The sequence below is a fragment of the Zhongshania antarctica genome, from assembly GCF_014202945.1.
GTDB lineage: Bacteria > Pseudomonadota > Gammaproteobacteria > Pseudomonadales > Spongiibacteraceae > Spongiibacter > Spongiibacter antarcticus.
On the sequence record NZ_JACHHW010000001.1, the window covers coordinates 218,442 to 241,281 of the forward strand.

General features: G+C 50.5%; 20 protein-coding genes. 2 read left to right on the top strand and 18 right to left on the bottom strand.

All coding sequences use genetic code 11. The features are described from left to right. Window positions 1-81 precede the first annotated feature (81 nt). The 6 genes from HNQ57_RS00995 to HNQ57_RS01020 all read right to left on the bottom strand — a co-directional run bounded on the left by HNQ57_RS00995 (window position 82) and on the right by HNQ57_RS01020 (window position 5,678). On the bottom strand, window positions 82-711 hold the full coding sequence (locus HNQ57_RS00995) for an SCO family protein (protein WP_184460772.1): 630 nt from the start codon (window positions 709-711) through the stop codon (window positions 82-84). A gap of 68 nt (window positions 712-779) precedes the next feature. Beyond that, on the bottom strand, window positions 780-1,124 hold the full coding sequence (locus tag HNQ57_RS01000; RefSeq protein WP_221301530.1) for a cytochrome C oxidase subunit IV family protein: 345 nt from the start codon (window positions 1,122-1,124) through the stop codon (window positions 780-782). A 10-nt stretch (window positions 1,125-1,134) separates the two neighbouring features. After that, window positions 1,135-1,812, bottom strand: coding sequence for a heme-copper oxidase subunit III family protein (locus tag HNQ57_RS01005; RefSeq protein ID WP_184460773.1), 678 nt, complete (start codon window positions 1,810-1,812; stop codon window positions 1,135-1,137). A gap of 4 nt (window positions 1,813-1,816) precedes the next feature. Continuing rightward, window positions 1,817-2,497: a cytochrome c oxidase subunit 3 gene (locus HNQ57_RS01010; protein WP_184460774.1), complete on the bottom strand. Its 681-nt coding sequence runs from the start codon at window positions 2,495-2,497 to the stop codon at window positions 1,817-1,819. Further along, on the bottom strand, window positions 2,497-4,263 hold the full coding sequence (locus HNQ57_RS01015) for a cytochrome c oxidase subunit I (protein WP_184460775.1): 1,767 nt from the start codon (window positions 4,261-4,263) through the stop codon (window positions 2,497-2,499). The genes HNQ57_RS01010 and HNQ57_RS01015 overlap by 1 nt, the downstream gene beginning before the upstream one ends. Next, the gene (locus tag HNQ57_RS01020) at window positions 4,260-5,678 is read right to left on the bottom strand and encodes a c-type cytochrome (RefSeq protein ID WP_184460776.1); all 1,419 of its coding nucleotides are present in this window, start codon (window positions 5,676-5,678) and stop codon (window positions 4,260-4,262) included. Before HNQ57_RS01020 ends, HNQ57_RS01015 begins: the two co-directional genes overlap by 4 nt. Before the next feature lie 793 nt (window positions 5,679-6,471). On the opposite strand from HNQ57_RS01020, the gene HNQ57_RS01025 reads away from it, so the two are divergent. Both HNQ57_RS01025 and HNQ57_RS01030 read left to right on the top strand, forming a co-directional pair. Then, a complete protein-coding gene (locus tag HNQ57_RS01025; protein ID WP_184460777.1) occupies window positions 6,472-6,948 on the top strand; it encodes an Lrp/AsnC family transcriptional regulator in 477 nt (158 codons plus the stop codon). A gap of 88 nt (window positions 6,949-7,036) precedes the next feature. Then, entirely contained in the window at window positions 7,037-7,774 is a 738-nt protein-coding gene (locus tag HNQ57_RS01030; protein ID WP_184460778.1) for a hypothetical protein, read from the top strand. Window positions 7,775-7,790: 16 nt separating this feature from the next. Here HNQ57_RS01030 and HNQ57_RS01035 read toward each other — a convergent pair whose 3' ends face one another. The 12 genes from HNQ57_RS01035 to aceF form a co-directional block, all read right to left on the bottom strand. Continuing rightward, a complete protein-coding gene (locus tag HNQ57_RS01035; protein ID WP_184460779.1) occupies window positions 7,791-8,546 on the bottom strand; it encodes an SDR family NAD(P)-dependent oxidoreductase in 756 nt (251 codons plus the stop codon). 49 nt (window positions 8,547-8,595) lie between these two features. Then, window positions 8,596-9,717: a helix-turn-helix transcriptional regulator gene (locus tag HNQ57_RS01040; protein WP_184460780.1), complete on the bottom strand. Its 1,122-nt coding sequence runs from the start codon at window positions 9,715-9,717 to the stop codon at window positions 8,596-8,598. A gap of 140 nt (window positions 9,718-9,857) precedes the next feature. Further along, complete coding sequence (gene dmpG / locus HNQ57_RS01045; RefSeq protein WP_008249263.1) at window positions 9,858-10,886, bottom strand: 4-hydroxy-2-oxovalerate aldolase; 1,029 nt, start codon at window positions 10,884-10,886, stop codon at window positions 9,858-9,860. Between the two features lie 12 nt (window positions 10,887-10,898). After that, complete coding sequence (locus tag HNQ57_RS01050) at window positions 10,899-11,813, bottom strand: acetaldehyde dehydrogenase (acetylating) (RefSeq protein WP_008249262.1); 915 nt, start codon at window positions 11,811-11,813, stop codon at window positions 10,899-10,901. 44 nt (window positions 11,814-11,857) lie between these two features. Then, on the bottom strand, window positions 11,858-12,646 hold the full coding sequence (locus tag HNQ57_RS01055; protein WP_184460781.1) for a fumarylacetoacetate hydrolase family protein: 789 nt from the start codon (window positions 12,644-12,646) through the stop codon (window positions 11,858-11,860). Between the two features lies 1 nt (window position 12,647). Further along, a complete protein-coding gene (locus tag HNQ57_RS01060; RefSeq protein WP_184460782.1) occupies window positions 12,648-13,481 on the bottom strand; it encodes an alpha/beta fold hydrolase in 834 nt (277 codons plus the stop codon). A gap of 139 nt (window positions 13,482-13,620) precedes the next feature. Continuing rightward, window positions 13,621-14,484, bottom strand: coding sequence for an SDR family NAD(P)-dependent oxidoreductase (locus tag HNQ57_RS01065; protein ID WP_184460783.1), 864 nt, complete (start codon window positions 14,482-14,484; stop codon window positions 13,621-13,623). A 159-nt stretch (window positions 14,485-14,643) separates the two neighbouring features. Further along, entirely contained in the window at window positions 14,644-15,711 is a 1,068-nt protein-coding gene (locus HNQ57_RS01070; protein WP_184460784.1) for a transglutaminase family protein, read from the bottom strand. After that, window positions 15,708-18,239: a circularly permuted type 2 ATP-grasp protein gene (locus HNQ57_RS01075; protein ID WP_184460785.1), complete on the bottom strand. Its 2,532-nt coding sequence runs from the start codon at window positions 18,237-18,239 to the stop codon at window positions 15,708-15,710. Before HNQ57_RS01075 ends, HNQ57_RS01070 begins: the two co-directional genes overlap by 4 nt. A gap of 216 nt (window positions 18,240-18,455) precedes the next feature. Next, entirely contained in the window at window positions 18,456-19,388 is a 933-nt protein-coding gene (locus tag HNQ57_RS01080; RefSeq protein ID WP_184460786.1) for an alpha-E domain-containing protein, read from the bottom strand. Then, window positions 19,385-20,872 carry a circularly permuted type 2 ATP-grasp protein gene (locus HNQ57_RS01085; RefSeq protein ID WP_184460787.1) on the bottom strand — a complete coding sequence of 496 codons (1,488 nt, stop codon included), beginning with the start codon at window positions 20,870-20,872 and terminating at the stop codon, window positions 19,385-19,387. Before HNQ57_RS01085 ends, HNQ57_RS01080 begins: the two co-directional genes overlap by 4 nt. Window positions 20,873-21,208: 336 nt before the next feature. Beyond that, window positions 21,209-22,840 (bottom strand): dihydrolipoyllysine-residue acetyltransferase, encoded by a 1,632-nt coding sequence (aceF, locus tag HNQ57_RS01090; RefSeq protein WP_184460788.1) that lies wholly within the window; start codon window positions 22,838-22,840, stop codon window positions 21,209-21,211.

Sequence of the window (22,840 nt, forward strand, 5' to 3'; positions counted from 1 at the left end):
CAACCTGCGATAGTAAGATGAAACGCTCCGGTAGCGACCAATGCGCCCATTATGCCAAAGGCAAGGCGACAGGCAATATAATTAACGTTGGCTGGCAAACCACTGACGAAGTGCGAGATAATCCTTTAATAAAGCCTCGGCCTCATAGTATTTACTACCATCTCGCGCTGAAATAGGTGCCAAAGACGCTCGCAAGCGCGCTTGTTCATCCAATAAATATAAGCGAAAACCGTGTGCAATTTCTGGGCTATTTGAATTCGCCGCCACATCCCCGTTCGCCAGTTCAGGCTCACCGTTGCGGTAACTCTGCAAACCCATGCTCCGCTCAAAAATAGCAGCTTGCGCTGGATCATCGGCCCGCAAACCGATAAAGCGGCCATCGAACCACGGCACATAATTAGCCAATTTTTCAATACTATCGTGCTCTGGGTCGATACTGTAGAACTGCACTTGCAGATCGTGGAATCGCGTTTCTTTATCGAGTAATTTTAGGAATCCGGCGAGGCTCGACAACATCGTTGGACAGATGTCCGGGCACTGAGTGTAGCCATAGCTAATTAATTGCCAGCGCCCAAAAAAATCAAGCTTATGGACTAGTTCGCCACGATGATTGCGCAGTTCAAAGCTTGGCAGTGCTAGTGGCGTCGCCAAAACTGCACCATTAACGTCAGGAGCTTGCTGAAACTGAGTTCGCAAGATGGAATTTGCCATAAAGGCACTGCTTATGAGCACCCCCGCCAGTAGGCTGGGAATCAAATATCGCGGGAGCCGGCCGCGCCTCATGTCCCCCCCGACATAAAGGTGAGACGACTCAGAAAAGTGTAATCAGCTTCTACCGCCATAAAACCAATAAACACCACTATCGCAATAACCGGCAAGCCCAACGCCAATTTTAATGTACTGGGTTCCCAAGCAAAATGCATGAACACCGTGATAATCAGCCCTGCTTTGAGAAACATAAACACCAGTATTAAGGTCCAGCGCAAATACCCTACAAAATGAAAATAATCTACCGCGTAAGACATTGAACTGAGCACAAATAGCAATATCCACACTTTAAAATATAAACCTATAGGGTGTTGCTGCCCCTCGCCATGACTCACTGTTTCAGGCTGACCACTCATCTTGAGCTCCTTACCACAAATAGAAAAAGGCAAAAATAAAGACCCAAACCAGATCGACAAAATGCCAATACAGGCCGGTTATTTCAACGATTTGGAAACCCCGTTCATCGTAATGGCCCCGCAATACCTTAAAGGCGACTACCGTAAGATAAATTACGCCAATGCTCACGTGCACACCGTGAAAACCAGTAATCATAAAGAACGCGGAACCAAACTGAGCGGCCCCCATGGGATTAGACCAAGGCCTAACCCCCTCATCTAAAATCAGTTTGCTCCACTCAAACACCTGCATACCGACAAAACTGGCGCCGAGAATTGCGGTGGCAATCATCAATTTAAACGTGGCGGCTTTATTGCGCTGGTAGGCGCAGTTAACTGCCATCGCCATGGTGCCGCTACTGGTAATCAAGATAAACGTCATAATGGCAATGAGCAGCAAAGGGATGTCGGCGCCACCAACGTGTAAGGCAAACACCTCACTCGTTAGCGGCCAGCTGTCCGTCGCTGACATTCGTACATTCATATAGCCAATCAGGAAAACGCTAAAGATAAAGGTGTCACTGAGCAGGAATATCCACATCATCAGTTTGCCCCAGGAAAGCTTGAACACTTCTCGGTCGGCGCCCCAGTCATTGACTAGACTCTGCCAATAACCACTTTTTGCATTTACTGCGGGAGTATTCGCCATAATCTCATCCCAGGCCGCAGGCTGCGGCAATCAGTGCATAAGTTTCAGGTGTGCGGGTTAACATAAAAAACAATACAAACCAGAGGCCTAACAAGTAATGCCAATACACCGCGCAGGCTTCTATCGCCGCGTGGCGATTCTGTAAATCGCCCTCCTCTCGCAAGCTATACACTACCCGGCTCAGGGCCACCAAACCACCAACAAGGTGCAAGACGTGTAAGCCCGTTAAGATATAAAAATAACTATTCGCCGGATTGCCAGCAACGCTATAGCCCATGCCTGCCAAAAACTGCCACACCGATATTTGTAAAATAATAAAGAGGGCCGCTAGCACAGCGCCTATCGCTAGCAAGCACAGTAGGCGCAAGTTTTGATTGCGGCGCAGTGCATAAACGGCCCCTTGCATCGCAACACTCGCCAGCACTAATACACCGGAGTTAATCCACAGCCGCATAGAATTGGTAAAGGGTTGCCAGGGCTCGCCAGCCAGCGCTAAAAAATCGTCGTATTGGGATCGACTGATAAAGGTAACGAAAAACAGCAGAAAAAATACGCTGATAATACCCAACATAAACCGCAGTGATATTTTAACCGCGGGGGTATAAGCGGTACGCCCCCATTCAGCGCTCGTGCCCTGTGCCTCAGGTATCCATGGCTTTTCTGAGAGTATTCCGAACCAGCCCATTACTCACCCTCCCCAACCCGGCGGCCGCCGGCTTCGTACTCGACATTTTCTTCGGCGACATGCTGGGGGATAAAATCGTGCTTCGCGCCCGGCACGCTGTAATCGTAGGCCCAGCGGTGTACGGTCGGTAAAGCGTCGCCCCAGTTGCCGTGCGCTGGCGGCACATCAGGAGTATGCCACTCGAGGGATGCAACGCCCCAGGGATTGCGCACCGAGCGCGGACCCGAGCGCAGAGTCCAAATTACATTCACGACAAACACCAGCTGGAATAGGGCAACAATAATCGCGGCAATAGTTATGTCTTCATTTAATACGTGGGCCGACTCCGGAATAAACGAGGTATCACCCAGTGCGTAGTAGCGCCGCGGTACACCGAGAAACCCCAAGTAATGCATAGGTAGATAGATCGCATAAGTACCCAGAAAAGTGCCCCAAAAATGTAATTTGCCAAGGCCGGTGTGCAATTGCTTGCCGCTAACCAGTGGAAACCAATGATAGAGCGCGGCAAACAGAACCATTATCGGCGACACCCCCATAACCATGTGAAAATGGGCGACCACAAAAAAAGTGTCTGACAAGGGTAAATCGACCACCACGTTCCCCAAAAACAGACCGCTTAGGCCGCCGTGAGTGAAGGTGAAAATAAAGCCAATCGCAAACAGCATAGGTACAGTGAGGTGAATATTGCCCAGCCACAGCGTAAGCACCCAGTTATACACTTTGATCGCCGTGGGCACGGCAATAATTAAGGTCGTGGTAGCAAAGAAAAAGCCGAAATACGGGTTCATACCACTTACGTACATATGGTGGGCCCACACAACAAAGCTGAGGCCACCGATAACCACAATTGCCCACACCATCATGCGGTAGCCGAAGATATTCTTGCGAGCGTGAACACTCAACACGTCACTAACCATACCAAAGGCCGGTAGCGCCACGATGTAAACTTCAGGGTGACCAAAGAACCAAAACAAATGTTGAAACAGAATGGGACTGCCGCCCTCGTGATTTAAGGGTTCGCCCAAAGATACGATGGCAGGCATAAAGAAGCTGGTGCCCAATAGGGCGTCAAACAACATCATGATGGCGCTAACCAACAGCGCCGGAAACGCCAACAAACCGAGGATGGTCGCGGTGAGAATGCCCCATATAGTCAAGGGCATACGCATCAACGTCATGCCCCGTGTCCGCGCCTGAAAAATAGTGGTGACGTAATTCAAACCACCCATCGTGAATGCAACGATAAATATCGCCAGCGACAATAGCATAAGCACAATTCCGCTCCCTGAGCCTGGGGTACCTGCTAAAATCGACTGCGGAGGATACAAAGTCCAGCCCGCGCCAGTGGGGCCGCCAGTCACAAAAAAACTGCTCATTAAGACAATTACCGAAACGAGATAAAACCAGTAGCTGAGCATATTTAAATACGGGAACACCATATCTCTGGTGCCGACCATCAGCGGAATCAAGTAATTGCCGAAGCCACCTAACAACAGCGCAGTGAGCAGATAAATCACCATTATCATGCCGTGCATGGTCACAAACTGGAGATAGGCATCCGGACTAATAAAATTAAATTGACCGGGAAAACCCAACTGCAGGCGCATGAGAACCGACAATAACAAGGCTATTAAACCCACAAATATCGCCGTTACCGAATATTGAATGGCGATGACTTTGTGGTCTTGGCTCCAAATATATTTACCAATAAAGGTCTTGGGATGGTGTAAATGAGCGGTCTGATCAGCGATGGCAATATGTGTCATGGTTGTTGCGTCCCCTCTGCAATTGTTGCCCGTGCAAGCTGTTCCTGGTGGCTGCCCGACACCGGCAAGGTCGCGATATACGCCAGTAAATCTTGCAGACGTTGAGGACCTTGAATCGTGCTGGTCATTAAGCGCATTTGTGAACCGTACTGATCTTTGGGGTGTTTGCCCCGCCAGCCCATGCTGAAATATTTAAGCTGCGTGTATAAATACCAGTCGGCCTGCCCTGCCAGTTGCGGCGCCTGCAATGCCGCAGTGCCTTGGCCATTAGCGCCATGACAAACAACACACGGCTGGTAAACCTGGGCGCCACGCGCCGGATCGCCACCCAAGGTTGAGGTAGCAGCGACCGAGGGTAGGCTTTCAACATAAGCAAGGAGATTATGCAGATCATCGGCCTTGGGCACCGACTTAGCCATGGCAGCCATTTGTTGGCCGCTGCTGTCTGCTGGGTGAGCCCCGCGGACACCCTCGCGGTAATAGCGCAGCTGGCGATCCATATACCACGCCGCCAAACCACTTAAATTAGGTGCTTGCATTGCTGCCAAACCACCACCGTTGATACCGTGGCAGGCGGCACAGGTAGAATACAGTTGTTTACCCGCCACCAAGTCTGGCGCGGGATTACGCTGAGTTTGGGCAAATGTCGGTTGGCTGTTCAACCACTGTAAATAGGCATCTTCTTCCTCAATAATTACCTGGGCGCGCATGGTGAAATGTGCGACGCCGCAGAGTTCTTCACAAAGAATATCAAAGGTGCCAACCCGACTAGGCTCAAACCACTGATAGGTCACGGTTCCCGGCACCAAATCCATTTTCACTCGAAATTGCGGCACCGCAAAATTGTGTAGCACATCATTTGAGCGTAAAAGCATCTTCACAGGTTTGCCCACCGGCAAATGCAATTGATGACTGTTTACGATGAGATCGTCCTGGCCTTTGGGGTCTTCAGGGTCAATACCGTAGGGGTTTGTCGCGGTAACAAAACGCGCATCCGCGCCGCCAAGCTCACCGTCAGCGCCGGGGAACCGAAAAGTCCACTGCCACTGCTGACCAATCGCCTCGACATTCGTCGCCTCACTCGGCACATTCACCACCTTGGCCCAGGCAATTAAACCGGGGGTGAGCATGGCGATAACACCGATGGCGGTGAGGCCGGTAAGCCATAACTCTAGCTTTTTACTTTCCGGTTCATAGTGCGCTTGATGTTTACCGGTATGTTTATAGCGCCACACTACCCACGCCAAAAAACAGTTAACGGCAATAAAAACCAGACCGGTAATCCAGAAGGAGATTTCGATAGTGGTGTCGATAGCACCCCAATTAGAAGCGATGGGCGTCAGCCACCAAGGGCTGTAGAGATGGAACAGAACCGTGATAATCACCAGTCCTAAAATAATTAGTGCTATTACCATGACGCATCCCTTATCGAGTTCATCAGGTATCAGTAAAACCTGGCATTGCGCCAGACTGCGTTTACCGCATCCCATTTCATCAAAGCAACAGTCTTTACGATGACTGCTTATTCTTTTCTGCGAATCCGCTGCTTCGATAAAACGACAGGTTTACATACCGCAAACTACCGAGATTAGCGCCATAGACTAGCAACCAGCCCTGCCCTACAACTAATTGTTCAGCAACGATTTATCGCTCTGTAAGCATAGCGGCATATAGTGCAATTACCACCTAAATGCCGTCACATTATTTTTAGCTATTTACTGGCTTTTTAACAACATTCACGCTGCTTCTGCGCAAGCGAAGTTGAGCTCTAAACTAAAGCAATTGTGGACATTTTAAAATTATCAACACACAAATAATTTCATTAAATCGAGCTACCATTCAGCAATGACGAGGCCAAAATAAAAAAATTTTATAATATAATTATCTAAAAACAATCAGTTGCCGCAATTTTTGCCATCTTAAAACTATACATAAACACCCATTAAAATGAGATTAAATTACTAAAGAAAATATTCTAAGCTTAAAACGGTATAAGGATCACAGCCCTCTGAACTATTTTGCACGCTAAAAGAGGACTAAGCCTGCGCCACAATAACCCTCCCGCCTCCACAAAAAGGCACTAGCAGTCCCGTTTTGCATGCCTGCGCCCTATTCAGGGTTTAAATAACGCGACTCGCGATTCCATTAATCCAATAATTCTGCATAAAATAGACCTATATAAAGCAATTAAAATAAAAAGGAGTCCTGATGAGTGCCGATTTAAGCCGCCAAGACGTTAATATTCTTAGCATTTTGCAATCTGATGCCAGTAAAACCTCCAGTGAGGTAGCGGATATTGTTGGCATGTCGCAGTCGCCATGCTGGCGACGTATTAATCGAATTGAGCAAGACGGCCTCATTCTAAAGAAAGTCGCGGTTCTCAACAGGCAAACACTCGGTATGGATTTGGTGGTATTTGCCACGGTTAATCTAACTACCTCTGGACGCCAAAACCTCGTGGAATTTGAATCGTCAGTTCGCAATTTTGACGAAGTCGTCGAGTGCTACACCATGACGGGGATCTGGGATTATATGTTAAAAATAATTGTGAAGGACATTCGCAATTACGAAAGCTTTGTTCGCGACCGCCTATTGGCCCTACCAATGATTCGCGAACTGCATTCTCATATCGCCGTGACCGAAATTAAAAACACCACAGAGTTACCGCTAAAAACTCAACTTTAGCCGGGAATAGTTTTGTACGAGCAAGGCAAGATTGACGGCGCTATGCTAGCTTGTAGGGATGAGATTTCAAATAAAGTGAGTAAGACTATTGACCAGAAAGCAAATTAAAACGCTGATATTCAGCGGCATATTATCCATATACTGCACCCAAACGTGGTCTGCAGAAGTCCGCAATAGCCAATCGGGCTTTTTAGATTTTAATGTTTATCCGTATCTTTCTGATGTCGACAATGACAGTGTTTTCACCTTAAATATTACCGCGACACTTCCCAAGCGTTTTTCCTATTTCAGCTTGCTTAATATAAGCAATCAGCCTGCCGACAACGAGCTAGGGGACACCACCAACTACTATACGGAGCAAAATATTCGCTGGCAATTTCGCGACTCATCGCCCCTGGATTTAACTGTGCAGTACAATATGCGCAGCGGCGAAGACAATGATCGACTGCGATTTGGCGTGCGCTGGCGCATAAATGACAGCCCCGCGCTGCAATCCTTTTTCGCCAAAATCAACTTTAGCTACGCTGTTAATTTACACGCCATTCAAATCGACGACAGCGATGCAAGCGTGTGGCAACTGGAGCATTCATTTGCGCTGCGCTTCCCCTACCTCAGCGACCGGCTTTATTTAGCAGGATTTATCGATCACACTTTTAATGAAAATTTAGCGATGCAGATACCGTCAAACCCGATCGTTGTCGAAGCACAGCTTGGCTATCGGCTGATAGAAAATTTATATATTGTCAGCGAATATCGCCTCAATGAGTATCGGCGCAGCGATGTAAACAACCTCGCGATTGGCGTGGAATACAAAATAAAGTGGTGATTTCGCAGGCAGGAGCTTAACGCAAAAAGGCTTGGCCACCGTCAATAGGCAAGGTATGGCCAGTGATGTAACTCGCATCGGGGCCACACAAAAACACCACCACGCGGCCAACGTCTTCCTCGCAATCACCCACGCGACCAAGGGGAACCGTGCCAAGAAAATCTTCGACGTCATCACCACCGCCTTCAACCCAGCGACTCATTGCCGGCGACATGGCCAGTGGCATAATGCAGTTAACCCTGACATTGTCTTCGCCCCATTCACAGGCCGCAGCCCGACTCAATGCTCTAATGGCCTCTTTTGCTGCCGCATAAGCGCCAAATCCGGCGGAGTCGGAACGCATTGCGGCGGAGCTCGCGAGATTAACAATACTGCCATCACCGCGTAAAAAGGGATAACAGGCTTTCATAAAGCGAAAGGTGGCAAGCGGGCCGGAATCCATGCCCTCTTGGTATTCGTCATCATTTATCTCGAGGAGACGACCCAGGGGAACAATTTGAGCGTTGTTGACCAAAATATCGATACTGCCAAATTCATCGACAACTTCCATTATGGCGGCGTCGATATCCTCAGCCTCGGTCACGTCGCAAACAAAGGCTTGAGCCTCACCACCACGGTGGTGAATTTCAGCGCAGGTGGCTTCCAACGTGGCTAATGTTCGTCCCAGCACAGCAACCACGGCACCCTCGGCGGCAAGCGCAAGTGCAATACCAGCGCCGACCCCCTGACCACCACCGGTGACTACCGCAACTTTATTTTCCAAAATAGCCATACCGCCCATCCTCAGTTGCTATGAATAAGCAAATCTTCTCTTTCGATAACTAGTCGGCCAGTTGTGCCACACTTTTAAGAATTAGGCGTACTAATAAAGTTTGGCGACTGACACCGGTTTTTGAAAAAATCGATCGCAAGTGTGTGCGAGCCGTATTGCGACTCATACCCAGCGCCGCTGAGGCCTCATCAAGCGAAAGGCCATCAGCCAATAACAGCGATAACTGCGCTTCGGTAGGGGTAAATCCGAAGAGCTGAATGATCACCGCAACCGGCGCTTCGGCGCCGTATTCCGGGTCGCTAATAAATATCGCCACGGTGGGTACTGACTTCCCTTCTGACCATTCGGTCATTGGCACCGGCCGCGCTATGACACCAAGGTCAGAAAAGTCACCGTCTCGGCAAACTCGCATCGCTTCCACTACCGTGGGTTCATCCCCGACCTTATGACTGAGGATGCGGTCTATGAGGCGCTGGAGCTTCTTGGTTGTCGCTTGGTCTCCTAAGATTAAACGCCCATCTTCAACCCGTACATCGGGTTCGCGTATAATCAAATGTTCGGCCATACGGTTGCAACTAAGGACCCGACCATTCTCATCTAGAATAATAGTCGCCAGCGACAAACTTTCCACTGCGCCGGCATAAAGTGCGCGCTCTGACTCAATTTTGTTTAAGCGTACATGCAGGCGCAGTGCCCGCTCTAAATGAGGTAAGAGGGTATAGATTAAATCGCGATCGGCCTTATTAAAACTGGGCGACTGCTCACCCCGCGCGACGCGTAAGCCCGCGTCCATTTCGCCAGGCACATGGATATCAACACCGAGGGAATCGTAAAGCCCAGCAGGTTTCATACACAGATTATAAAGCTCGCTCTCTAGCCAATTCTCACTGGGCACGAGCTCCATTAAACTTTTCACTTCGCCGGGCCGCAATGATTGAAACGGATCCATAGCGAAAAGCCGCTCTTGATAGCGAGCAATACCTTCCAAATTCCCCCCCACCACCCTCAGTACCCCCAAACCCTTCTCCGACGGTGGGTTCAGGACTAAAGTCACGGATACGGCGCCCATCAGCTTACACAACACTGACAGAAAATCCTGCCACGGCTCCTCCTCGAGTGGCCCCTGATAGATTGTGGCAATAATTTCATCAAATGCGGGATCAATAAGCATAACGGAATGAACGACCCTTCTTATATGTTTGGGCCGCTAGTATAACCGAGAACAATGAACAGGAAAGTGCTAGCGCGTCCACTCCTCGACACATCGCTGTCTGTCGAGGAGCATACGCTGTAGGGCGGGCGTTTAGGGCCTTAAATTAAGCCGCGCGCTTTCGCCATATCCAGCGCCAAATCCTCAATCATATCCTCTTGCCCGCCGACCGTGCGCCGCTTGCCAAGCTCAACCAAAATATCACGGGATGACACCCCGTATTTTTCAGCAGCGCGCTTGGCAAACAGCAAAAACGAGGAATACACACCGGCATAACCTAAGGTCAACGAATCACGATCAATTCTGATCGGGCTGTCCATGATAGGGGTAACCAAATCCTCGGCAACATCCATGATTTTATAGAGATCAATGCCATGATTAACGCCCATACGGTCCATTACCGCCACCAAGACCTCCAGCGGTGTATTCCCCGCACCGGCCCCTAAGCCCGCCACCGAGCCATCAATGCGGTTCGCCCCAGCCTCAACCGCCACCAGCGAATTCATCACTCCTAGACTGAGATTGTGGTGGGCGTGGAATCCAAGTTCAGTCTCGGGCTTCAGTTCCCGACGCAAGAGCGCAATACGCTCCTTAACCTGATCGGGCAATAAATAGCCTGCAGAATCCGTGCAGTAAATACAATTAGCGCCAAATGACTCCATGAGCTTAGCCTGCTCGACAATTTGCTCGGCCTCGATCATATGGGTCATCATTAAGAAGCCGACGGTATCGAGGCCCATCTGCGCCGCCATGCCAATATGCTGCTCTGAAACATCGGCTTCGGTGCAGTGGGTGGCAACCCGAATGGTTGTTACGCCCAAATCTGCGGCCATCTTCAGGTGATCAACCGTACCAATACCCGGCAGTAATAACGCCGAAATTTTCGCGTTTTTTACAACGCCAATCACGGCTTTGAGGTACTCTTCGTCGCTGTGAGCGGGGAAGCCATAATTCACCGAAGCGCCACCCAAGCCGTCGCCGTGGGTCACTTCGATTAGCGGCATACCCGCCTCGTCTAAGCCCCGGGCAATGCTCTTCATTTCATCCAAGGAGATTTGGTGCTGTTTGGCGTGCATGCCATCGCGCAGGCACATATCGTGTAAAACGACTTTTTTACCGCGTAAATCCATTATCGTATCCCCTTAAGCAGCCGTCGGCTTTAATGTTAAACGGCCAGCCAATATTTCTTCGGCAAACATTTCAGCGGTGCGCAAGCCCGCTGCAGTCATAATGTCGAGATTACCCGCGTATTTAGGCAAAAAGTCGCCAAGCCCCTCTACTTCCATAAAAATGGATACCCGATTGCCATCGAACACTGGGCCATTTTTAAGGCGGTAACCGGGTACGTATTTTTGCACTTCAGCAACCATGGCATGTACTGAGGCTGTTATCGCTGCCTGATCGGGAGTATCGACTGTTAGGCAATGGATAGTGTCACGCATCATTAACGGTGGCTCAGCAGGGTTGATGACAATAATCGCCTTACCTTTGGTCGCGCCGCCCACTTGCTCAACCGCGCCAGCGGTTGTGCGGGTGAACTCATCAATATTCTTGCGAGTACCAGGCCCAACAGAACGCGAACTCACCGTGGCGACAATCTCGCCGTAGCTCACTTTTTGTACCCGTGACACGGCCGCTACCATTGGTATGGTTGCCTGGCCGCCACACGTCACCATATTGACGTTCATGCAGCCCTCGGCAAGCGCGTCATTCAAATTAACCGGCGGCACGCAGTAAGGACCAATGGCCGCGGGCGTCAAATCGATCATGAGAGCGCCCTGTTCATTTACCTTGCGAGAATTCTCCGCGTGAACATAGGCTGACGTTGCATCAAAGCAAATCTGCACACCATCTGCACGCATCGTTGGCACCATACCGTCAACACCCGCAGAGGTGACCTTTAAGCCCATGTCAGCCGCCCGCGTTAAACCCGGCGAGTCTGGATCAACACCCACCATCCACACCGGCTCGATAAACTCAGAGCGAAGTGCCTTCATCAATAAATCAGTGCCAATATTGCCCGGACCAATTATTGCTGCCTTAATTTTTTCAGCCATTATTGTTAACTCTCATAGTAAATTCAGGTGCCGTCGATATTTCTTTACACAAACTGCACAGCGGCGCGACCAATTCCGTGTAGCTCCATGGTCATTTTGTCGCCAGCTTGAACGGACTCAAGTGGCACTAGTGAACCCGACAAAATAACCTCGCCCGCTTTAAAAGGAATCCCAAAGCGGCCCAAGGTATTCGCCAGCCAGGCCACTGCCGTGAGTGGGTTGCCCTGTACTGCACTACCCAGACCTTCACTGAGCAGCTCGCCATTTTTCCACACGGTAATTTTTAAATTGGGTAAATCCAAACCTTTCGGGTCTGCGCTGGCATCGCCAAGCACATAGACACCGCAAGAAGCATTGTCAGCAACTGTGTCTTGGATTTGAATTTTCCAATCGCTAATGCGCGAATCAACAATTTCAAAACACGGCATAATACATTCTGTAGCGGCCAAAACATCGGCCTCGGTGACACCGGGCCCCTGTAGGTCTGCTTTGAGCTTAAAGCCAATTTCGGCTTCTGCTCGGGGCTGGATCATATTACCGGCAACCGGCACATCGGCGCCGTTGGCGTACGCCATCGCATCGGTTAAAAAGCCAAAATCAGGTTGATGAACACCGAGCATGTCCTGCACGACTTTACTGGTCACCCCGATTTTTTTACCAACCACCACCTCGCCGTCATCTTCTAGACGACGCTTTAGCATCTGCAGGGAAATATAATAGGCATCATCAAGCGTAATGCCTGGCGCTTGTTCAGTGAGCGGTGAGATAGGCTGAAAGCTGCGCATTGCGGTATACAAGGCATTACCCAGCGCTTCAATTTCTTGTTTGTGCATATTAATTATTTCTCAAAAAATCGGCGGTATTGCGATTAAACATGTCCCGGTGTTCTACCATGACCCAGTGGCCACACTCAGAAACTAAGGTTAAGCGAATATGGCGACAATTTTTGGCAAGGGTTTGTATGCCGGTTTCCGGCATCATTTTTTCATTCACACCCCAAAAAGCCAAAACTGGGCATTCGATTTCTTGGAGGCGAGACGCCATATTGGGCACTATCATCGAGGTAATAACTTGGCTATTTTGTTGTTGAAATATACCCCAGCGTTCATTGATAAGCTGTTGGTCAACGACGCTATCGTCGTACACCAAGCCCCGACGAATAAAGTCCTCTAAGCGCTCCGGCGCCATCGGCCCAGAAGTAAATACCTCCTTCATCACCTGCATACCAGGCATATGAAAATAATCCGCCTGCTCCTCAATACCGCCCGGCGCCATCAGCACCAGCTTATTGACGCTAGCCGGATTATCTAAGGTGTACTTAATCGCAATGGCGCCACCTAGGGAGTTGCCAATAAGAGCACAGCGCTCAACGCCAAGCTGGGCGAGTAATTGCTGAACACATTCAACAAAGAAATCCAAATGATATTGAACATCCTCGGGCTTATCGGAATAACCATAGCCAATAAGATCAGGCACAATGACGCGAAAGCCCTGTTCAACTAAATAGGGATAGTTGTACTTGAAGTTGCTGTGGCCACTTGCGCCACTGCCGCTGCCGTGCAGAAATACCACAACAGGCCCAACGCCTTGATCCAAGTAGTGAATACGCTGGCCATTCGCTAGCGTGGCATACTGACCCTCTGGTAAACCCGCGATCTGTAATGCCATTTTGATGTTCTCCCCGCTTATAGGAGACCATGCCAAACCACGCCGGGCCAACACCGTCTCACCGCTATTTTAGAGCAAGGATTTTACCGAATTGCCCCGCGCTCCCTAATACCCCATATGGACGACAGCTGGACTCACACTACTGCACAATAGCGTCGCCAAACTCAGTGACGCCGCCAAAAATTGCGCGTGGCGACGGCGGCTGCCGACCATCAATATCGACCACGCCATAGTGTTCGCCAAGCTCAGCGGCCATACACACTTTGCCGCTGAATTGCATACGCTGAGGGTCTTGAGATAGCGCAGCGATAACCCGACCACTGTATTCTGGCGATTCGGCTATCGCGAGCATGTGGCCATATAATTCTGGTTGGGCGTCAATAACCGCCATGGTTCTCTCTGTTTTTAAAATTCCCATCCATAAGGCGACTACCGCTACATCGTAAGCTTTAAAATCCACCGCCATATCGTGGGCCATTTTGTCGACTGCGGCCTTGCCCGCGCCATAAGCTGGGCCATGCATATAACTGCGGCCACCGGGTGACGAGGTATTAATGACCAGACCCTGTGTGCTTTTCAGTAGCAGTGGCGCCGCAAAATAGCTCGCCACATAAGTCGAGCGCAGACCGACATCTAAAACCGCCTGTAATGCTAAAGGCTTCTCCCAGAAAGGCCCGGCGATGGTCAGACCATCAGGAACACACAGTGCATTGTTAACTAAGAGGTCGAGGCGGCCCTGTTCGGCGGCTATTTGTGCAAAAAGTGATTCGACCTGGCGGTCGTCTGCATGGTCACACACCACCGGAATTCCTCGCCCGCCACGGCGACTAACTTCTTCAGCAGTCGCAAATACCGTGCCCGGCAATGACGCCTCGCCTTCCTTTGCACTGCGCCCAGTAACATATACCGTGGCGCCAGCGTCACCCAAAGCAAGCGCAATACCTTTCCCTGCGCCACGACTGGCCCCAGTGACCAAAGCTATCAAGGTATTTTGAGCAGACATGAGCTTCTCACTAATTATTGTTTTGGAAAACGCCAGACGAACGCGACGACGTGCTTAGACCCACACTAGCATGGGCCTAGGCACATTGGAGTGACCGAAACGGTCAAGCGGATGACGGGAGCGACAGTACCCCGCGCTTACCACTGCATTGCGTATCTCTTATACGCTACGCGGCGGCAGTTGTGACTGAGTTTGCGATTGCAAAGCTTGAGTGGGGGTGGCCTGAGCCTGACTCTGGTTCTGTTGGCTCTGACTCTGTTGATTTGGCAGCCCAGCGTTTTGCGCCACCGGATCGTCCAGACGCCGAGTAGGAGTGCCATTATCTGTAAACAAGGCCCGTTCGGAGGGAGACTCCGCCCGCGACACGTCGACCGCCACCGACAATACCTGTTTGCCACCGCCACCAAATACCACACCTTTTAAAGGCGTTACATCAGAATAATCCCGGCCCCAAGCGGTAGTGATATGCTGATCCGCAGGCATAACATCATTGGTAGGATCAAAATCTTGCCAATCATCACCGGGAATATACACCGCAAACCAAGCATGAGATGCATCTGCGCCCGCGAGTTTGACCTGGCCTGGCGGCGGCAACGTCTCTAGGTAGCCACTGACATAGCGCGCGGCAAAACCCATGCCGCGTAAAACACCAATGGCAAGGTGCGCGAAGTCTTGGCAGACACCGCGACGACTGGCCATCACATCCTTCAGGGGCGTAGCCACAGTTGAGAAACCCGGGTCGTATTTGAAGTCCTTAAAAATACGGGAGTTTAACGCGTTCACCGCTTCAAGAAACGGACGATCCGGACTAAACAAATCGACCGCGAATTCACTTAGCTCCCTTGTTACCGCAATCATTGGTGAGTCAAAACAAAATTCAGAGGCTTTTACATCCTCAGTATTAGCGCCATTAATGAGCGCCGCACGCACCTCCGCGCAGGTGATGCCGCCACCGAGCAAACGCGGCTCAGACGGTGCAATTTCCACTTCACTATCAACAATCACTTCGAGGCTTCGGTGGGGCTTTTCCACCGTAAAATGGCAAACTACATTGCCAAAATAATCGACGCGTTTAATCTTGCTTGCCGGTGTTGGGATAATTCGAATATCACTAAAGTTCACCCGCTGGCCGTTACATTCACGCGGAATAAGGTAGGCAACGTTATAGCCCTGGTTCACTTGATCGGCATATTCATAGCGTGTCGAATGCTTGACTCGGTATTTCATGTCTCGCCCCTGCCACTCATTTCAACGGGTTGCGGCCCAGCGGCGTGATCAAAGTAACGATCTGCCAATGCCTGAGAAGCGGCCTTTAAATCACTGTCTAACTGACTGAGTAATTCACCCAACTTCAGGTGTTCACCGCTAGCCTCGTCCCTTGCGGCCAACTCATCCAAACGCGACATAAGCAAGGTGTTTGTTGCCCGTAAAATACAGCGCATGTCTTCCGTTAATTGAATACCCTTATTAGGGCCAAGCACTTCCTCTAAGTGGCTACGCAAACTCTCTAGCTGGAACATGACCGAACGCGGATTTTCACGATCAAACAACAGCAATTCCATGCCCTTATCGAGACGATAGCCGCTGCGATAATAACGTTTATAGACAATACGTGACTCTAGGCTCGCTAACACCGGCTTAAGCAGCGAAACATTTTGGCCATCACCAATATTAACCACCAACATACGGGTCAGCAGTTCAACCGTTTTCTGCGCCCGTTCAAGGCGTCGGCCCATTTCCATAAAGCGCCACGCCCGGCCTCTTACCATGCTCTCCTGACTGAGTCCGGAGAGTGCCAGCAAGCTCGTTATCAAAGGGTCGAGCAATTCATCTGGCGCCGCCTGCAAGCTGCTTTTTAAATTTTTATTTAAAAACTCCATGCCGTCGCGAATATCATTCACTAAACGCAGCATATCATTCGACAACAATTCTTTTACGCCGTCAGCAGAATGTAAAATGGCCTCCAGACAGTGTGCAATACTGCCTGGCCGAGAACGATTTGACACGATATCCAGCAGCTCGTGTTCCGGCGCATTAAAGTCGGCGGTTTTAGCGGTAAACCCTGGATACGTTCCCGTAACGTGGGTAACCGAGCACAATAACACTCGACGGCTTTCCGGGGAGAGGGGCTCAATACTATTAAGCTCCTCGAACGCGGTACGCACTAGACGCAAACCGGATTCAGCGCGCTCAGCGTAGCGGCCGAACCAAAATAAATTGTCGATTACCCGGCTCGGCAAACTGAAATTGCGATCGAGGGCCTGAGACTGTCGCGCTAACTTCTCCGGCTCAAAAACGCTGTCTTCGACTTCCGGTTCTGAGGCAATAATCCAGGTATCTTTACTACCGCCACCGTACTGGCTCACTATGTGCTGGGTATCAGTATGGCTGCCAATCTGCGTCAGCCCCCCCGGCATCACTGAGTAAGAGCTACCACTGGCAACCGTAAAACTGCGCAGCACCAAAGGGCGACTGCTAAACACCTTGCCATCAAGCGCGGGGGTCTGCGACGGACGCACGGCACTCTGCGCGACATAATCAACGGGGTTGGCAAGCACTTTAGCCAGAAGGCTAGCGCGCTCCTCAGCATTGAGCTCCGCGACAAACACACTGTGTCTGCCAGGTGCACGACAGGTGTGGCGAATTAATAGGTCAGCAAAATGCGCTTTGACGTACTCCAAATCAGCCGCATCACCACACCACCATGTCGGCACCGAGTTTAAGCGCAGATCTCGCCCCAGAAAGTGGCGAGCAATGGCCGGCATATACTTAGCCAACACGGGGTTTTCTAGGATACCACTGCCCAGCGGATTGGCGATAACCACGCCGCCAGCGCGCACAACTTCGGTTAAACCGGGAATGCCCTGACCAAAACTTTGTCGAGATACAACAGGATCAGCAACGCTGTCGTCGATACGCCGCAACACCACGTCTACCCGGCGCAGGCCTTCTAGCGACTTCAACCACAAGCCCCCTTTGCGCACGGTTAAATCGCGGCTCTGCACCAGCGGGTAACCCAAGTAATTTGCTAAATAGGCATCTTCGAACGAGTTCTCTTTGAATGCGCCCTGGGTCAAATACACAACAAGTGGCGCATCTTTGGTTTGGCTCAGTTCCGCCAGCTTGCGACGCCACTGTAAAAAAAAGTTAGACAAGCGATGGACGTGAGCGTCACGGAACAAACTGGGCATGACCCGCCGCAATACCGTGCGGTTTTCCAAGGCGTAACCGGTTCCCGACGGTGCCTGGGTGCGATCACCAATAACCAGCCACTCCCCATTTGCTGAGCGGACCAAGTCTGAGGCGTGGAAAATGAGCTGATGCTCGCCAGGCAGCCGAATACCATCGCAGGCCCGCAAAAATCCGGGGTGGCTATACAAAACCGCTGGTGGGATAACCTTATTTAAGATGAGGCTGCGCTCACCGTATAAATCACTGAGAATTAGATTCAGTAACTCGGCGCGCTCACGCAGCGCGTTTTCAATGCCCTCCCACTCCTGACTAGAGAGGATTAAGGGCAGTAAATCGAGATTCCAAGTGTGACTGACATTAAGCTGACCACCAGGGCTGTAACTCGCGCCATCGTCTCGGAGAATACGCTTTGCGGTGCGCTGACGCTCAAGCAGGGCATCCACCCCCATGGCATTCATAACCCGCATTGGGTAATGCCAGTGTTCGCGAATTTGACCGTCCTGGTCTACGACTTCGTCGTACTGTTCGTGTTGGGGCGTGTAGACAAAACGGTCAGTTAACATGGATGCGATGCCAAAATACGAGTTCAATAAAAGGGATTTCCCGGAAACTGGGAACACCGCTACCCCGCTGCTTAAAGCTTATGTTCTACTTGGCAATGATAATTACCTACCGGAAAATCCCATTTTGCTACTACGGGAAATTCCGAGGAGGGAAAGACTACCGCAAGTACCTTAGCCGAGCAAATATTCAAACCCGTAGCGCGCCCCTCACCTGACTTAAGTATGCTTAAACCAGCTATCCTGAATCGCAGAGTGAACAATAATCGAGCTTTGTTCCAGCGCGGTAAGATAAGCTGGAAAGCCATCAGACACATCATTATAGTCGCTACCCTTAGCGACGGTATTCACTAATTTGGTCAACGCGCTAATGACGGTCTCATTACCGGGCAATAATTCTGCAGATTCCCGCATTCTCAGCAGGCCACAGGCAACCGAACGGGGAAACAGCGTGTCCTCCAGTAAAAAGCGCGCCGCATCATCACCGTTTACCGCCACTTTCATGGTACGCCGGTAAGGCATGGTGGCATTGAGTGTGCCTAATACACTGCGCCATACCACGTCCAGCACATGGTTGGTATCAGTCTCGATAAAATCGCTAGACATACTTGCGCCCGCCTCCAGGATACGAATAGTCATATCGGCGCGCTCAAGACTGCGTCCTAGGTTCAAAAAATGCCACGCGGCATCACGCCGCATCGTGTCCGCAATTAAACCGTTAATTTGCTGACAGGTTTTAACAATTTGCCCAAGAAATTCATGACGATAGCGACGATTTAAGCCCTGAGTCATGTTTTCATTAACAAAAATCTGAAACTCATTCACCAGCTCCCAGCTCTCTGGAGGCAACATATCTCGCGTGGTGCGGATATTTTCCCGCACCATACGCAGCGACGAGGCCAATGAACTGGGGTTGCTAAGATCCTCCAATAAAAATTTCACGACCCGCTTTTCGTCCTGCACCGAAAAGCGGCGGTTATATTCGGCGTGACTGCCGCTTGCAATAACCAAGTTGTGCCAGCTAATTCCGGTATTCTGAGGTAAGTCAAAAAGCAGGCCGGTATAGACCTGAATAAGCCGCGCCATACTCTCTACACGCTCTAGGTAGCGACCAAACCAATACACTCGTTCTGCAACGCGCGACAACATCATGACTTCACCTCCCGTTCAGCCACAATCCAAGTATCTTTACTACCACCACCTTGCGAGGAGTTGACCACCAATGAGCCCTTTACTAAGGCAACGCGCGTCAGCCCGCCGGTCGTCACATCTATCCCTTTGCCTTGTAAAACAAATGGTCGCAAATCGAGATGGCGTGGTTCAGCAACGCCAGGCCCAGTCAATACTGGCGCGGTGGATAACTTTAGCGTTGGCTGGGCGATGTAATTGCGGGGGTTTGCAACCACCAATTTCCGAAACTCCTCGTGATCCTTTTTGGTCGCATGAGGCCCGACCATCATTCCGTAACCACCCGATTCATTGGCGGGTTTTACGACCAGCTGCTCAATATTGGCCAAGACATATTTCAACTGTTCGGGGTCATCGCAAAGATAGGTTTCGACATTGGGCAAAATCGCCTCTTCGCCAAGATAGTACTCAATCATTTTAGGTACATAGGCGTAAACGACCTTATCGTCCGCCACCCCCGCCCCTGGTGCGTTGACTAGCGCCACATTACCGGCACGCCACGCGCGCATGAGCCCTGCCACCCCCAGAATAGAATCCGGATGAAACACCTCTGGGTCCAAAAACAAATCGTCGATACGGCGGTAAATCACGTCTACTCGCTCTAAACCAGCAATTGACTTCATGTAAACGCAGTCGTCTTCATCGACAAATAAATCACTGCCCTCAACAAGTTCTACACCAAGCTGTTGGGCTAAATACGCGTGTTCAAAATAAGCGGAGTTGTAGATGCCGGGGGTTAGTATCACAATTTCAGGTTGTCGCACACGGCGCGGCGAAACCGAGGCCAACATATTAAAAAGCTTAGTCGAATAATCGTCTACTGGCAGAATAATATTGGTCTCAAAAAACTCGGGCAGCACCCGCTTGCTTACCTCGCGATTCTCCAACATATAGGCCACCCCGGAAGGCACCCGCAGATTGTCTTCTAATACATAAAACTTACCGTCTGCGTCACGCACCAAATCGCAGCCACAGATATGCGCCCACACACCTTTGGGCGGATTGATACCAACACATTCGGGCCGAAAATTCTTTGAGTCTTTAATCAGGTAGGCAGGCAACACGCCGTCTTTAAAAATGCGCTGTTTGTGATACACATCGTTAATAAACATATTAAGGGCTTTGACGCGCTGCTTAAGTCCTTTTGCGGTGTGCGCCCACTCTTCCGCGCTAATCACGCGGGGAATTAAATCAAAAGGCCAAGTTCGGTCAATATTCTCGCCATCTGAATACACGGTAAAACTTACGCCCATATCCCGCACGGTACTCTCTGCGGCCACCCTCCGGCTCTCTAGCTCCTCAGCACTAAGATCACCCAAAAGCTTGGCGATCTTCCGGCTCGCCGGACGCGCTTTACCCTTGGCGTTAATCATTTCATCAAAAAAATCGGCCGACGGATAGCGACTCCAGTCAATTCCATCAGCCCCTTCGTGTTTCTTCTCACTCATACGCATCGTATCCAATACATTGTAAACACGTAGCCACTACTAAAACGCGCCATCACGGTGCAGTCTCAGCTCCTGCAAGGCCACACCAAGGAGCAAAACCAACATAAAGTCATAGACTTGCCCCATTAACTTACATAGTACTTAGCAATAGCTAAGCCAAGTTGCACAGCAATGGGGTTTACTCAAGCTTGTTCACCATCATAGCTTCTAATTAGCGGTTTGCTGCTATCTAAACCCTACTCAGACCATTTATTTAAGCAAAAAAAACCTCCTGCACGCAAAGTGAAGAAGGTTTTTATGGCGCAGCCATTACTTAGCCAGTATTTATGGCCCAGTTCACAGCAGTAAACGTCGAATATCCGCGAGTACTGTGCCCATAAAGGTGAAAAACTGGCCTGCGTCCACACCGTTAATCGCGCGGTGGTCATAAGACAGAGACACTGGCAGCATTTTTTTGGGTACAAACTCACTGCCGTCCCACACTGGCTTTATTGCCAACTTAGACACACCCATAATAGCCACTTCGGGCGCATTGATTATGGGCGTAAAACCGGTGCCCCCAATACTGCCAAGACTGGAAATAGTAAAGCAGCCGCCTTGCATGTCGGCGGGCTTAAGCTTGCGATCCTTTGCCTTTTGCGCCAACTCTGCAGTTTCTGCTGCCAAATCCCACAGCGACTTTTTGTCTACATCGCGAATCACCGGCACCACCAAGCCTGCGGGTGTATCGACGGCAATACCAATATTGATGTATTTTTTATACACCATATTTTCGCCGTCAGCGCTGAGCGAGGCATTAAACTTAGGGTGTGCCTGCAAGGCCACGGCGGCGGCTTTGAGCAAAAACGGCAGTGGCGTTAATTTCACACCGCGCTGCTCGCCCTCGCGCTTTAAACCAGTGCGAAAATCTTCTAACTCACTGATATCCACCTCATCGAACTGGGTCACGTGGGGCAAATTCACCCAGCTGCGATGCATATTGAGCGCGGTGAGCTTGTGCAATTTCGTTAATGGCTGAATATCGATCTCACCAAATTGGCTAAAGTCGACGTCGGGAATTGACGGCAGCCCTGCGCCATTAGAACCTGCACCACTAGCGCTGCCCTGTGACAAGTCTTTAACAAATTGCTGCACATCCTCTTTGAGAATTCGGCCTTTAGGCCCTGTTCCCGTCATTTGTTCAAGTTCTAAACCGAACTCCCTCGCCAGTTTTCGAACCGCAGGACCGGCGTAAACATCGGCGTGACTCGTTACCGTAGGCTCAGACTTCGCAGCCGGTGCCGCCGAAACTGGCGCACTCACAACCGGCGGTGTAGACGTTTCTTTTTCTGATGCTGATGCTGATGCCTCCACCTTGGCGGCGCTTACATCCGCAGCAACCTCAATCTCTCGCTCTATTTCTGCAATCTCTGCACCCAACTTAGCGCTGTCACCCACCTTCATGACAATTTTGGTGATCTTGCCACTAAACGGCGAAGGCACTTCCATCGACGCTTTATCTGACTCCAAAACCACTAGCGAATCGCCTTCCTTGATGACATCACCAACCGCGACACACACTTCGATGACATCAATGCCGTCACTGCTGCCCACATCTGGCACTTTAATCATTTCTCGTGCTGAACTTTTTTCTTGCCTAGCCGGTGACGATGTTTCTGCGGCTGGCGCGGGCTTTTCAACGGCTGCTGGACTCGCCATCTCCGCCGATTCAGGCTTAACTTCCTCAGCTTCTCCTTCAACCTCAAGTTCGAGAATCACGTCACCAGCTTCGACCGTTGCGCCTTCTTTTAGGCTAATACTTAAGACTTTGCCTGCCTGTGGTGAGGGTATCTCCATCGACGCCTTATCGGACTCCAAAACCACGAGCGAATCTTCTTTGGCGACCACATCGCCCACTGCCACACACACCTCAATAACATCGACACTGCCGCCACCGAGGTCAGGAATTTTTACCGTTTCTTTAGCCAC